The sequence below is a fragment of the Pseudomonas sp. Irchel s3a10 genome, assembly GCF_900187525.1.
Classification (GTDB): domain Bacteria; phylum Pseudomonadota; class Gammaproteobacteria; order Pseudomonadales; family Pseudomonadaceae; genus Aquipseudomonas; species Aquipseudomonas koreensis_G.
Map to the genome: position 1 here is coordinate 182,801 of NZ_FYDR01000007.1, position 13,218 is coordinate 196,018.

General features: G+C 58.3%; 14 protein-coding genes. 10 read left to right on the forward strand and 4 right to left on the reverse strand.

What is annotated here, in order from left to right; translation table 11 throughout:
• Window positions 1-3 precede the first annotated feature (3 nt).
• Window positions 4-1,011, forward strand: coding sequence for a cytochrome d ubiquinol oxidase subunit II (gene cydB / locus CKW11_RS21180; RefSeq protein WP_047602597.1), 1,008 nt, complete (start codon window positions 4-6; stop codon window positions 1,009-1,011).
• Between the two features lie 83 nt (window positions 1,012-1,094).
• Entirely contained in the window at window positions 1,095-1,262 is a 168-nt protein-coding gene (locus CKW11_RS21185; RefSeq protein WP_095139274.1) for a DUF2474 domain-containing protein, read from the forward strand.
• Window positions 1,263-1,336: 74 nt separating this feature from the next.
• Here CKW11_RS21185 and CKW11_RS21190 read toward each other — a convergent pair whose 3' ends face one another.
• The gene (locus CKW11_RS21190; RefSeq protein WP_095139275.1) at window positions 1,337-2,461 is read right to left on the reverse strand and encodes a class I SAM-dependent methyltransferase; all 1,125 of its coding nucleotides are present in this window, start codon (window positions 2,459-2,461) and stop codon (window positions 1,337-1,339) included.
• Window positions 2,462-2,612: 151 nt separating this feature from the next.
• Window positions 2,613-3,341 (reverse strand): autoinducer binding domain-containing protein, encoded by a 729-nt coding sequence (locus CKW11_RS21195; protein ID WP_095139276.1) that lies wholly within the window; start codon window positions 3,339-3,341, stop codon window positions 2,613-2,615.
• Between the two features lie 329 nt (window positions 3,342-3,670).
• Here CKW11_RS21195 and CKW11_RS21200 point away from each other — a divergent pair, with 329 nt between their 5' ends.
• Window positions 3,671-4,447, forward strand: coding sequence for a ferredoxin--NADP reductase (locus CKW11_RS21200; protein ID WP_095139277.1), 777 nt, complete (start codon window positions 3,671-3,673; stop codon window positions 4,445-4,447).
• Window positions 4,448-4,488: 41 nt separating this feature from the next.
• Here the strand turns inward: CKW11_RS21200 and mscL are convergent, their stop codons facing one another.
• Window positions 4,489-4,902 (reverse strand): large-conductance mechanosensitive channel protein MscL, encoded by a 414-nt coding sequence (gene mscL, locus CKW11_RS21205; protein ID WP_095139278.1) that lies wholly within the window; start codon window positions 4,900-4,902, stop codon window positions 4,489-4,491.
• Window positions 4,903-5,187: 285 nt separating this feature from the next.
• Between mscL and katB the strand changes: the two genes are divergently transcribed.
• Genes katB through radA form a run of 3 tightly spaced genes read left to right on the forward strand, consistent with a single transcriptional unit; the run spans window position 5,188 to window position 8,737 of the window.
• Window positions 5,188-6,729 carry a catalase KatB gene (gene katB, locus CKW11_RS21210; protein ID WP_095139279.1) on the forward strand — a complete coding sequence of 514 codons (1,542 nt, stop codon included), beginning with the start codon at window positions 5,188-5,190 and terminating at the stop codon, window positions 6,727-6,729.
• Between the two features lie 60 nt (window positions 6,730-6,789).
• Window positions 6,790-7,326: an ankyrin repeat domain-containing protein gene (locus tag CKW11_RS21215; protein WP_095139280.1), complete on the forward strand. Its 537-nt coding sequence runs from the start codon at window positions 6,790-6,792 to the stop codon at window positions 7,324-7,326.
• Window positions 7,327-7,369: 43 nt separating this feature from the next.
• Window positions 7,370-8,737 carry a DNA repair protein RadA gene (radA, locus tag CKW11_RS21220; RefSeq protein WP_007963764.1) on the forward strand — a complete coding sequence of 456 codons (1,368 nt, stop codon included), beginning with the start codon at window positions 7,370-7,372 and terminating at the stop codon, window positions 8,735-8,737.
• Window positions 8,738-8,867: 130 nt separating this feature from the next.
• Here radA and CKW11_RS21225 read toward each other — a convergent pair whose 3' ends face one another.
• Entirely contained in the window at window positions 8,868-9,236 is a 369-nt protein-coding gene (locus CKW11_RS21225) for a PilZ domain-containing protein (RefSeq protein WP_095139281.1), read from the reverse strand.
• Between the two features lie 159 nt (window positions 9,237-9,395).
• Here CKW11_RS21225 and CKW11_RS21230 point away from each other — a divergent pair, with 159 nt between their 5' ends.
• The 4 genes from CKW11_RS21230 to CKW11_RS28580 all read left to right on the forward strand — a co-directional run bounded on the left by CKW11_RS21230 (window position 9,396) and on the right by CKW11_RS28580 (window position 13,204).
• Window positions 9,396-11,462, forward strand: coding sequence for a carbon starvation CstA family protein (locus CKW11_RS21230; RefSeq protein ID WP_095139282.1), 2,067 nt, complete (start codon window positions 9,396-9,398; stop codon window positions 11,460-11,462).
• A 15-nt stretch (window positions 11,463-11,477) separates the two neighbouring features.
• On the forward strand, window positions 11,478-11,675 hold the full coding sequence (locus CKW11_RS21235) for a YbdD/YjiX family protein (RefSeq protein WP_003228401.1): 198 nt from the start codon (window positions 11,478-11,480) through the stop codon (window positions 11,673-11,675).
• Window positions 11,676-11,838: 163 nt separating this feature from the next.
• Complete coding sequence (yjiA, locus tag CKW11_RS21240) at window positions 11,839-12,810, forward strand: GTPase (protein ID WP_095139283.1); 972 nt, start codon at window positions 11,839-11,841, stop codon at window positions 12,808-12,810.
• A 244-nt stretch (window positions 12,811-13,054) separates the two neighbouring features.
• On the forward strand, window positions 13,055-13,204 hold the full coding sequence (locus CKW11_RS28580; protein WP_158558385.1) for a hypothetical protein: 150 nt from the start codon (window positions 13,055-13,057) through the stop codon (window positions 13,202-13,204).
• The last annotated feature ends 14 nt before the right edge of the window (window positions 13,205-13,218 follow it).

The window sequence follows — 13,218 nt, forward strand, 5'->3', positions numbered from 1 at the left end:
ATCATGGGTATTGATCTTCCGCTGATCTGGGCCGTGATTATCATCTTCGGCATCATGATGTACGTGGTCATGGACGGCTTCGACCTGGGGATCGGGATTCTCTTCCCGTTCATTCCCGGCAAGACCGACCGTGATGTGATGATGAACACCGTCGCCCCGGTATGGGACGGCAATGAAACCTGGCTGGTACTGGGCGGCGCGGCGTTGTTCGGCGCGTTCCCGCTGGCCTATTCGGTGGTGCTGTCGGCGCTGTACCTGCCTTTGATCTTCATGCTGATCGGCCTGATTTTCCGCGGGGTGGCGTTCGAGTTCCGCTTCAAGGCCAAGGACGACAAGCGTCACCTGTGGGACAAGGCGTTCATCGGCGGCTCGGTGGCGGCGACGTTCTTCCAGGGCGTGGCACTCGGGGCCTTCATCGACGGTTTGCCAGTGGTCAATCGGCAATACGCCGGCGGTTCACTGGACTGGCTGACACCGTTCACCCTGTTCTGCGGTGCCGCGCTGGTGGTGGCCTATGCCTTGCTCGGCTGCACCTGGCTGATCATGAAGACCGAAGGCAAGTTGCAGGAACAGATGCACAACCTGGCGCGGCCGCTGGCGTTTGTGCTGCTGGCAGTGATTGGCATCGTCAGTCTGTGGACGCCGCTGTCTCACCCCGAGATCGCGACACGCTGGTTCAGCATGCCGAATCTGTTCTGGTTCATGCCGGTGCCGATTCTGGTGCTGGTGACACTGTACGGGCTGATCCGCGCGGTGGCGCGCAACGCCAACTACATGCCGTTTTTGCTGACCCTGGTGCTGATTTTCCTCGGCTACAGCGGTCTGGGCATCAGCCTGTGGCCGAATATCGTGCCGCCGTCGATCTCGATCTGGGACGCCGCCGCACCGCCGCAGAGCCAGGGCTTCATGCTGGTCGGTACGCTGTTCATCATCCCGTTCATCCTGGGTTACACCTTCTGGAGCTACTACGTGTTCCGCGGCAAGGTCACCCATGAAGACGGTTACCACTGATCTGCGGCTCTGCTCACCCTGAGGGAGCAAACCTGTTCGCGGTGGCGTCCTCAGCGACGTCACCGCCTAAGAGGAACGATGCAATGAACGGCAAACATTCCCTGCGCGAAATTGAAGAAGCCGAAAAAAAGCCGCTGTGGCAGCGGCTCGGCTGGTTGGCCCTGATCTGGATCGGTAGCGTCGGCGCGCTGTTCATTGCCGCCAGCCTGATGCGCCTGTTCATGAACGCGGCCGGCCTGACCACGCACTGAAACATCCCGTCCCGTTGCCCTTGGCACGGTTTTATGACCCTCTGTACCGCGGAGGGTTTTTTTTGCCTGATGCTTTACTTGCGGGCTTTGAGAATCACGAATTTCGGTGTGGCCGCCACTTGCTCGACGCCGCGGAACAGCCGCGCCAGCTTGCTGTGATAGCCCAGGTGCCGGTTGCCGACGATGTACAACGCACCGCCGACCACCAGCGCCTCGCGGGCCTGCTGGAACATGCGCCAGGCGAGGAAATCGCCGACCACCTGTTGTTGATGGAATGGTGGATTGCACAGCACCACGTCTAGCGATTGCGGCTCCTGTCCGGCCAGACCATCGCCGGCGCGCACGAGCACTTCACGCTCGCCCAGCGCGGCGCGCCAGTTCTCGGCGGCCGATTGCACGGCCATGAACGATTCGTCGACCAGCGTGTAGTGCGCGTCAGGGTTGTGCAGGGCGCTGACGATGGCCAGTACGCCGTTACCGCAACCAAGGTCGGCGACCCGGGCGCTGCCGAGGTTCCTGGGCAGATGCGGGAGAAAGGCCCGGGTGCCGATGTCCAGGCCCTCGCGGCAGAACACGTTGGCGTGGTTGAGCAATTCGATGGCCGGCTCGTCGAGCTGATAACGCGAAGGGTAGGGCGAGGTCGCCGGGGCTTTGGCCTCAGGCGTTGCGATCAACAGGCGAGCTTTCTTCACCGCCAGTGATGCCTGTACCGGGCCAATGTAACGCTCCAGCAGATCGCCGGCAGCGCGCGGCAGGTGCTTGACCATGGCCGCAGCTACCACTTCAGCGCCGGGTGCCAGTTGCCCTTGCAGGCGGATCAGTTGTTCTTCCAGCAGCGCGAGTGTCTTGGGGACGCGGATCAGCACCTTGTCGAACGGCCCGACCAACGGCTCACTCGCCGCAATGCCGCGCACTGCATCGAATGGCAGGCCGTTGCGCACCAGGTTCTTTTCCAGTCCCTGGAATGCCAGAAACGAGTCGCCACTGCTGCTGACCTGAACCTTGCCCGCCAGACTCGCCGCCAAAGCCCCGAAGCTGTCGTTAAGTACCAGTACCCGGGTGTCTGCCGTCGGTTGCTGCGCAGCCAGGTGATTGAGCAGGTATTCGTCGGCTGCATCGAACGCTTGCAGAGGTTCATTCTGCTGCTCGGGCTGGCGGATCAGGTCGAGTTGGGCAAAGGGCGTTTCGAGCAAGGGCATGGTACGGGAACTCTGGTTAATCAACGGGTGGCCCGCAGCCCAGGGTGTCGCGCAGCGGAACCGTCCGAGTGAAATACAACGTCAAGGTTCACGTCATCACTCAGGAAGGTCGCAAATGGTACGTTTTTTTCCGTTGAAATACTCGCAGCTTTTAGCGGGCAGGCATGTCGAGAAGGCCGCAACTCTTGGCGGCAATGACCGCAGAAATCTTGTTGCAGACGTTCAGTTTGAGAATCACGTTTTGCACGTGGTAATTCACGGTCCGCTCGCTCAGGCAGAGGATCCTGGCAATCTCATAGGCCGTCTTGCCGAGCGCCGAGAGCTTGAGCACTTCCAGTTCTCGCGGTGAAAGGCGCGGGGGCGCGGGCTTTTTGGCCGGTTTGGGCAAGGTTTTGGCGAACAGGTCACTGAGGTGGCTGGTCGCGTAAAACATATAGCCAAAATGCTCGTACAACTCGAGCGGACTTAATGGACCGTTTTTCCTCGCAAGGCTCAGGGTGCTGCACAGCCCGCTCTCTTCATGGTGGAACGACTGTGACCAACCGTGTCGCAATCCATGTTTCTGTTGCGCGTCCCACAGCGACAAGGTTCGCGAAAACACGTCTTCGGTCCAGACAATCGGCAGCATTGAATGACTGCAGTGTGCTATTACCGGATCGACTTTTTGGTAGTTTTGTCTTTCATAAAGTTGATTCCACTCCTTCGGGTAGTTATTGATTTGCAAGGTTTTGAAGTCAGCGTTCCGATTGTTTGATGTCATTGAGATGGCACAAAAATTGAAGCCGATATTTTGAGCGAATCGCAGCAAGATCGGATAAGCGGTCTCTATTTCTCTTGCGAAAGTCAGTTGCTTTAGTTGCGACTCCTTCCACATTTCCATCACTCACTCTCCATGAGTCGTCCGTAGGGTGCTTGTCTGGATCCAATGGGATCCTGCACGCAACCGAGTGTAGGACAGGTCTTACAGATAACGTTGAATTTTTTTGCTCTTGGAGGGGACGGTTAGTTGCTGGAAAGGTTATTAGTCATCAGTAAAGCGTTGTATTTAACCTGTCATTCAATGGGGCTTTGAAAAACGCTGTATTAACGGCATTTGCATTTATTTCTCATTTTTTTGCGCTGCCTGAATGGTAAAACACTACAAAAACAGTGGTGTTTATGCGCCGGGTTTGCGCGAGACTGGCAGGGTCTTATCTGTGGAGTGCCCCCATGACAGTCAGCGCAGAGAAATTTACTGCCCAGACCTTGCTCGACGTGCAGCCCTTGACCCCCAGCCTGTTTACCCTGCGCACCACGCGCGATACGGGTTTCAGGTTTCGCGCAGGACAATTCGCGCGCCTGGGGGTGACCAAGGCTGATGGCAGCACGGTCTGGCGTGCCTACTCGATGGTCTCTTCACCCTTCGATGAGTTTCTCGAGTTCTTCTCCATCGTGGTGCCGGGTGGCGAATTCACCAGTGAACTGAGCCGGTTACAGGTCGGCGATACCCTGCTGGTGGAGCGCCAGGCCTTTGGTTACCTGACGCTGGATCGGTTTGTCGACGGCCGGGATTTGTGGCTGTTATCCACCGGGACCGGGGTTGCGCCGTTTCTGTCGATTCTGCAGGACTTCGAAGTGTGGGAGCGTTTTGAGCGGATCATTCTGGTGTACAGCGTGCGTGAAGCGCGGGAACTGGCCTATCAGCCTTTGATTGCAGAACTGTCCAGGCGTGATTACCTGGCTGAACATGCGCATAAACTGCGGTTTATCCCCACGGTTACCCGCGAACAATTGCCGGGCGCCTTGCACGGTCGCATCACCACGCTGATTGAAAACGGCGAGTTGGAACGTGAAGCTGGCGTTGAACTGACCCCCGAGCACTCGCGCGTCATGCTGTGCGGCAATCCGCAGATGATTGATGACACCCGGGCACTGCTCAAGCAACGCCATATGAGCCTGAGTCTGACGCGGCGGCCGGGGCAGGTGGCGGTGGAAAACTACTGGTAAAAAAACGGCGCCGTCAGGCGCCGTTTTCAGTCATGAAGCAGTCAAGGCTGGTTGTTCTGGGCCTTGAGCAGATCGCGGATCTCGCCGAGCAACTCTTCTTCCTTGGTCGGAACCGGTGGCAGGGAAGGGGCCACGGCTTCTTCGCGTTTCAGGCGGTTGATGGCTTTGACACCCATGAAAATCGCGAAAGCAACGATCATGAAATCCAGAACGCTCTGGATGAATTTACCGTAAGCCAGTACCACGGCAGGGGCGTTGCCCTCGGCGGCTTTTAGCGTGATGGCCAGATCACTGAAGTCCACCCCTCCGATCAACAGGCCGATTGGCGGCATGATCACATCGCCGACAAACGACGAAACAATTTTGCCGAAGGCGGCACCGATGATGATACCGACGGCCATGTCGACCACATTGCCTTTGACCGCGAAGGCCTTGAACTCACTTAGCACGCCCATAGGTTATTTCCTTGTTACAGATGAGGTTGGTGTACGCAGTGTAAATCAGCAAACGCGTCTTGCGCGAAACACCTTCTTACAATGCCCGTTTTTATCGACCGATAAATCCGCGTTTAGTTTGCAAAGTGCCACTAATCGCGCGCGAAATACGCCGTAACACGCTGATCGGGAAGCCAAAATTTTCAATCGTCGGGTTACGAACTTTCTATTTATGTTCGCGGACTTAGCCCTCTAGCCTCTGGTTGGCGCACCTGGATGCGCCCAAAAGAACCAGAGGAACCTGATATGAATTCCACTCTTGGACTGGGGGCTTTTCCCCATCGCAGTACGCTCGGCGTACTCACCGCCAGCCTGTTGACCTTCTCCGTGCACGCCGCGCCCCTGACCCGGGATAACGGTGCAGCGGTGGGCGACAATCAGAACTCGCAAACCGCCGGCGCCAACGGCCCGGTGCTGCTGCAAGACGTGCAACTGATCCAGAAACTCCAGCGTTTCGACCGTGAACGCATTCCCGAGCGCGTGGTGCATGCCCGCGGTACCGGTGCCCATGGCACGTTCACCGTGACCAACGACCTCAGCGACCTGAGTAAGGCCAAGGTATTCGCTGCCGGTCAGGTGACGCCAGTGTTCGTGCGCTTCTCCGCGGTGGTACACGGTAACCACTCCCCTGAAACCCTGCGCGATCCACGGGGTTTTGCCACCAAGTTCTATACCGCTGATGGCAACTGGGACCTGGTCGGCAACAACTTCCCGACCTTTTTCATTCGCGACGCGATCAAGTTTCCGGACATGGTCCATGCGTTCAAACCCGATCCACGCACCAACCTTGACGATGACTCGCGTCGTTTCGACTTCTTCTCTCACGTACCGGAAGCCACTCGCACACTGACCGAGCTCTACTCGAACTCGGGAACGCCGGCCAGTTATCGGGAGATGGATGGTAATGGTGTGCATGCCTACAAGTTGGTTAACGCCAAAGGTGAAGTGCACTATGTGAAGTTTCACTGGAAGAGTTTGCAGGGCATCAAAAACCTGACACCTGAACAAGTCGAAAAAGTTCAGGGCAAGGATTACAGTCATATGACTAATGATCTCGTCAGTCATATCAATAAGGGTGATTTCCCGAAATGGGACTTGTACATCCAAGTACTAAATCCGCAAGATTTGTCCAAGTTTGATTTCGATCCATTGGACGCCACCAAGATCTGGCCGAATGTTCCTGAGCGAAAAGTTGGACAAATGGTGTTGAACCGTAATCCAGCCAATGTGTTCCAGGAAACCGAACAAGTTGCGATGGCCCCGGCCAATGTTGTTCCGGGAATCGAGCCTTCGGAAGATCGTCTGTTGCAAGGTCGAGTGTTTTCTTATGCCGATACGCAGATGTACCGCTTGGGTGCCAATGCCCTGCAACTGCCGATCAATGCGCCAAAAGTTGCCATCAATAATGGCAATCAGGACGGTGCGATGAACTTCGGTGCCACGGCGTCAGGCGTGAACTATCAGCCGAGCCGCCTGCAACCGCGTGACGAGCCGCAAAGCGCGCGTTACAGCCAGCTGGCACTGTCGGGCAGCACCCAGCAGGCGAAGATTCAGCGTGAGCAGAACTTCAAACAGGCCGGTGATCTGTATCGCTCGTTCAGTCAGCAGGAGCGTCAGGACCTGATCGCCAGCTTCGGCGGTTCGCTGGCGACCACCGATGACGAGAGCAAGCACATCATCCTGTCCTTCCTTTATAAGGCCGATCCGGAGTACGGCACTGGTGTGACCAAAGTGGCCAAGGGTGACCTGAGCCGGGTCAAGGCGCTGGCAGCGAAACTGGTCGACTGATCTCGACGCCATGCAACGCGGGGCCTGACTCAGGCCCCGCTCTGCCCAAGGAGAGCGTTTATGCGTGCCTTTCTTTTACTGCTGCTCGGTTGCCTTTCCTTTACAGCGCAGGCCGGGCAAAGCCCTGAAGCGATCAAGGAGCAGTTGCAGGATTACTATTTCGATGCCGCCCGGCGTGGCGATGTGCCGATGCTCGAGACCTTTATCGAATCCGGTTACTCCCTCGATACTCGCGACAGCAAGGGCTACACCGCTTTGATTCTGGCGGCGTATCACGGCCAGGACGCGGCAGTTGACCGGTTACTGGCGGCGGGCGCTGATGCCTGCGCGCAGGACCAGCGCGGCAACACGGCGCTGATGGGCGCGATTTTCAAAGGCGAAATCCAGATCGCCCGCCGGCTGATGGCCACCGATTGCAGCCCCGATCAGCGTAACGGCGCAGGCCAGACAGCGGCGATGTACGCCGGGTTGTTCAAGCGCGTTGAACTGCTCGACGCACTCAAGGCCAAGGGCGCCGACCTCAATGCCGAGGATCCGCTGGGCAACAGCGCCGCGCGTCTGGCCAACGGCGAAATCCGCACCGCCGTGCCGCGCTGAGCGGTGGCTGCGTTATCATCGCGGTTTTTGCCGGGGGATCCAGATGGCCAAGGCCAAGCGCATGTACGGCTGCACCGAGTGCGGCGCAACCTTTCCCAAATGGGCAGGCCAGTGCGGCGAGTGCGGCGCCTGGAACACCCTGACCGAAACCATGATCGAGAGCGGTGGCGCCACGGCGCCCACCGGACGTACCGGCTGGGCCGGGCAGCAAGCGCAGATCAAGACCCTGGCCGAAGTCAGCATCGAGGAGATTCCGCGCTTCTCCACCGCATCCGGTGAGCTGGATCGGGTTTTGGGCGGCGGTCTGGTCGACGGTTCGGTGGTGCTGATCGGTGGTGACCCGGGCATCGGCAAGTCGACGATTCTGTTACAGACCCTATGCAACCTCGCCAAGAGCATGCCCGCGCTGTACGTCACCGGCGAAGAATCCCAGCAACAAGTGGCCATGCGTGCCCGCCGTCTGGGGTTGCCCCAGGATCAACTGCGGGTGATGACCGAAACCTGCATCGAAACCATCATCGCCACCGCTCGCCAGGAAAAGCCCAAGGTGATGGTGATCGACTCGATCCAGACGATTTTCACCGAACAATTGCAGTCGGCCCCCGGCGGCGTGTCGCAGGTACGCGAGAGCGCGGCGCTGCTGGTGCGTTATGCCAAGCAGAGCGGCACGGCGATTTTCCTCGTTGGTCACGTTACCAAGGAAGGCGCGCTCGCCGGTCCGCGAGTGCTGGAGCACATGGTCGATACCGTGCTGTATTTCGAAGGCGAGTCCGATGGCCGTTTGCGTTTGCTGCGGGCGGTGAAAAATCGTTTCGGTGCGGTCAACGAACTCGGCGTGTTCGGTATGACCGACAAGGGCTTGAAAGAAGTCTCCAACCCGTCGGCGATTTTTCTCACCCGAGCTCAGGAAGAAGTCCCGGGCAGTGTGGTGATGGCCACCTGGGAAGGCACCCGGCCGATGCTGGTGGAAGTGCAGGCGCTGGTCGATGACAGTCATCTGGCCAATCCACGGCGGGTGACGTTGGGGCTGGATCAGAACCGTCTGGCGATGCTGCTGGCGGTTTTGCATCGCCATGGCGGCATTCCGACCCACGATCAGGACGTGTTCCTCAACGTGGTCGGCGGGGTGAAGGTGTTGGAGACAGCATCGGATCTGGCGTTGATGGCGGCGGTGATGTCGAGCCTGCGCAACCGGCCATTGCCGCATGACCTGCTGGTGTTTGGTGAAGTGGGCTTGTCCGGCGAAGTGCGTCCGGTGCCGAGTGGGCAGGAGCGCTTGAAGGAAGCGGCCAAGCATGGCTTCAAACGGGCGATCGTGCCCAAGGGCAATGCGCCGAAGGAGGCGCCGCCGGGCCTGCAGATCATTGCCGTGACCCGTTTGGAGCAGGCGCTCGACGCACTGTTCGAATAATCTTTCAGATACGCCGCATACCCTGTGGGAGCGGGCTTGCCCGCGAAAGCGGTGTGTCAGTCGAAATCAATGTTGACTGACACGACCTCTTCGCGGGCAAGCCCGCTCCCACAGGGATTTGTGGTGGTTTCTAGATTTCGATCAGGGCGCCCAGTTCGCGCTCCAACTCCTGCGGATCGCCCAGGTTGAACTCGATCAATCGCCGCAAGCGCTCGATCGACTCCAGACCGATATGCCGGCAGACAAACCCCAACTGGCCATTTTCTTCATGGGTCAGACGCACATCCATCTCGATATCGACATCGTCGCTCAGATGAATGTCGACGAAAAAATCCTTTTCCCGATCGCCCAGCCAAGGCTCCGGCCGTTCGACCAACAGCCCCTTCAGCGACAGGTCGATCAGTTTCACCGGCCAGATATATTCACCTTGGCGCAGCTCGGTTCTGGCATCGAACGCAATACGTTTGAAGCGACGGCGATTGGCTGGGTGTTCGCTCATGGCGCAATCCTCGGAAGAGTTCGCTGACTATAGACCCGACCGTTGGGTGGCTGCCAATCGACAAGCCGTCTAGACCAACGTCGGGGTATGGCCTTTGGCGCCGTAAGCGCTAAACTCGGGGTGGCTGTCTTTCTTGTCCACCCTGGCTGGAATAATAAAATGAAAAATAATAATAGCCTGCTACGCCACTTACCCTGGCTAGTGCTGGCAATCGTAGGAGCGTGCGCCCTGGGCGTAGTGGCATTGCGCCGCGGCGAGGCGATCAACGCCTTGTGGATCGTGGTCGCAGCCGTGGCCATTTATCTGGTTGCGTACCGTTACTACAGCCTGTTCATCGCCAACAATGTGATGCAACTGGATCCGCGTCGGGCCACCCCCGCCGTGCTCAACAACGACGGTCTGGACTATGTGCCGACCAACAAACACATTCTTTTCGGTCACCACTTCGCCGCGATCGCGGGCGCCGGACCTCTGGTCGGCCCGGTATTGGCGGCGCAGATGGGCTACTTGCCCGGCACACTCTGGCTGATTGCCGGTGTGGTGCTGGCGGGCGCGGTGCAGGACTTCATGGTTCTGTTCATGTCGACCCGGCGCAACGGCCGCTCCCTGGGCGACATGGTGCGTGAAGAAATGGGCCGTATCCCCGGCACCATCGCACTGTTCGGCTGCTTCCTGATCATGATCATCATCCTTGCGGTGCTGGCGCTGATCGTCGTGAAAGCCCTGGCCGAGAGCCCGTGGGGTATTTTCACGGTGATGGCGACCATCCCGATCGCGATGTTCATGGGCATCTACATGCGCTACATCCGCCCGGGCCGCATCGGTGAGATCTCGGTGGTCGGCGTATTGCTGCTGCTGGGTTCGATCTGGCTCGGTGGGCAGATAGCCGCCGATCCGGTGTGGGCCAAGGCGTTCACCTTCACCGGCGTGCAGATTACCTGGATGCTGGTCGGTTACGGTTTCGTCGCTGCGTCGCTGCCGGTGTGGCTGATTCTGGCGCCGCGTGATTACCTCTCCACTTTCCTCAAGATCGGTACTATCGTCGCCCTGGCGATCGGCATTCTGGTGACCATGCCCGAGCTGAAAATGCCCGCGCTGACCCAGTTCGTCGACGGCACCGGCCCGGTGTGGAAGGGCGGTCTGTTCCCGTTCCTGTTCATCACCATCGCTTGCGGTGCGGTATCGGGTTTCCACGCGCTGATCTCGTCGGGCACCACGCCGAAGCTGCTGGATAACGAAACCAACGCGCGTTACATCGGTTATGGCGGCATGCTGATGGAATCGTTTGTAGCGATCATGGCGATGGTTGCTGCTTCGGTGATCGAGCCTGGCGTGTACTTCGCCATGAACAGCCCGGCGGCCGTGGTCGGCAGTGATGTGGCCTCCGTTGCGCAAGTGGTCACCAGTTGGGGCTTCGCCATTACGCCTGAGGCGTTGCAAGCCGTGGCGCATGATATTGGTGAAACAACCATTCTGGCTCGTGCTGGCGGTGCGCCGACCCTGGCGGTCGGTATCGCGCAGATCCTGCACAGTGTCCTGCCGGGTGAAAACACCATGGCGTTCTGGTACCACTTCGCGATTCTGTTCGAAGCGCTGTTCATCCTGACCGCGGTAGACGCCGGCACCCGTGCCGGACGTTTCATGCTGCAGGACCTGCTCGGCTCCTTCGTTCCGGCGCTCAAGCGCACCGAGTCGTGGACCGCCAACCTGATCGCGACCGCCGGTTGCGTGGCGATGTGGGGCTGGCTGCTGTACCAGGGCGTGGTCGATCCGCTGGGCGGCATCAACACCCTGTGGCCGCTGTTCGGTATCTCCAACCAGATGCTGGCCGGTATCGCGCTGATGCTCGGCACCGTGGTCCTGATCAAGATGAAGCGCCAGCGCTATATCTGGGTCACCCTGTTGCCGGCCACCTGGCTGTTGATCTGCACCACCACCGCGGGCTTCATCAAGCTGTTCGACGCCAACCCGGCGATCGGCTTCCTGTCGCTGGCCAAGAAATACAGCGATGCGCTGGCCAATGGTCAGGTGCTGGCACCGGCAAAAAGCGTCGAGCAGATGCAGCACGTGATCTTCAACGCCTACACCAACGCAACGCTCACCGCGCTGTTCCTGTTCGTGGTCTTCAGCATCCTGTTCTATGCGCTCAAGGTCGGCATCGCCGCTTGGGGCAAAAAAGAGCGTACGGATAAAGAATCGCCATTCCAGGCCCTGCCGGATGCGTAACCAGAGGATTGCAGCATGTTCAATGACCTGAGTCGCCTCGGTAAATACCTCGGTCAGGCCGCGCGCCTGATGGTCGGCATGCCCGACTACGACACCTACGTCGAGCATATGCAAACCAAGCACCCGGACAAACCGGTGATGAGCTACGAGATGTTCTTCCGCGAACGTCAGGAAGCGCGTTACGGTGGCAAGGGTGGGCCGAAGTGCTGTTGAGCTGACAGCCTGCGGGTGAGGTAATCCCCCTGTGGGAGCGAGCTTGCTCGCGAAAGCGGTGTGTCATCGAGCAATGATGTCGACTGACACGACCCCTTCGCGAGCAAGCTCGCTCCCACAGTTGTTTTTGTGTTGTTCATTCATTTTGTGAAGGGGATCTGTTTTGTCTTCTCCCATACCCGTAACGGTACTCAGCGGTTTCCTCGGTGTCGGCAAGACCACTTTGCTGCGCCATCTATTGAAAGCCGAGCACGGCCTGAAAATCGCCGTGATCGAAAACGAGTTCAGCGACGCCGGCATCGATAGCCAATTGCTGGGCGAGGAGCCGGTGCAAGTCATGACCCTGGCCAACGGCTGCGTCTGCTGCACCATCCACACTGACCTGACCAAGGCCTTGTACCTGCTGCTCGAACGCCTGGACAACGGCGAAATCGCCTTCGATCGCTTGGTGATCGAGTGCACCGGTCTGGCCGACCCGGCCCCGGTGGCGCAGACCTTTTTCATCGATGAGGAACTGCGCGAGCGTTATCTGCTCGACGGCATCATCACCCTGGTGGATGCCGCCCATGCCGACCAGCACCTGACCCAGACCATCGCCCAGGCGCAGATCGGTTTCGCCGATCGCTTGCTGGTGAGCAAGACCGATCTGGTCGATGAGACCACGTTCAACGCACTGAGCGAACGCCTGACGCGAATCAACCGTCGTGCGCCAATCCGCGTGGTCGAGCACGGCAACATCGATCTGGCGGAACTGCTCGACGTGCGCGGCTTCAACCTCAACGCCGACCTGGGCGGCGGGGTGAGCCTGCGTCCGGTAAGCAAGGCGCCCTCCATCGACCGCATTTCCAGCCTGGTGCTGCGCACAGACCAGCCGCTGGATATCGATCAGCTCAGCGAGTTCATGAATGAGCTGCTGGAAGAGCACGGCAAGCAGTTACTGCGTTACAAGGGCGTACTGAACATTGCTGGCGAGGATCGGCGGCTGGTGTTTCAGGGTGTTTTGAAACTTTACGGTTTTGACTGGGACACCGAGTGGGCCGAGGGTGAGGCCCGGGAAAGTGTCATCGTGTTTATTGCCGATGATCTGCCGGAAGATAAAATTCGAGAAGGTTTTGCCCGGCTGACTATCAATTGAGCGTTTGAGGTTCATGGCAAACGACACTCGTTGTTTTTTCAGCGAGTGTTGGTTCTTTTTGGGGTGTTGCTTTGTAGTTTGACTTCTAGAAAGTTGCAGTATATTGCTAGTACAAGTTTGTGCATGGTTTTAATGGTGTTGGACACATCCGGTTGGTTTTTTAAAGTAGGCATTTTATGCTCCTGTGTTAATTTTGAAATGTGCCACTCAAAGGCATATATCAATTTAATAACAGGAGAAATATATGAAAGATAAAGTTCTGGAAATGTCGGGTGATTTTGCCGGCGATTTTGAAGCCTATGTAAAAGCAGGCGTCAACAAGATGGCCGGTGTTGAAGTAATGGCAACGACTGCTATCACCTGCGAGAGCCTGGGTTGCACGTTCGGCTGTTAAGGCCTTCTGTAACA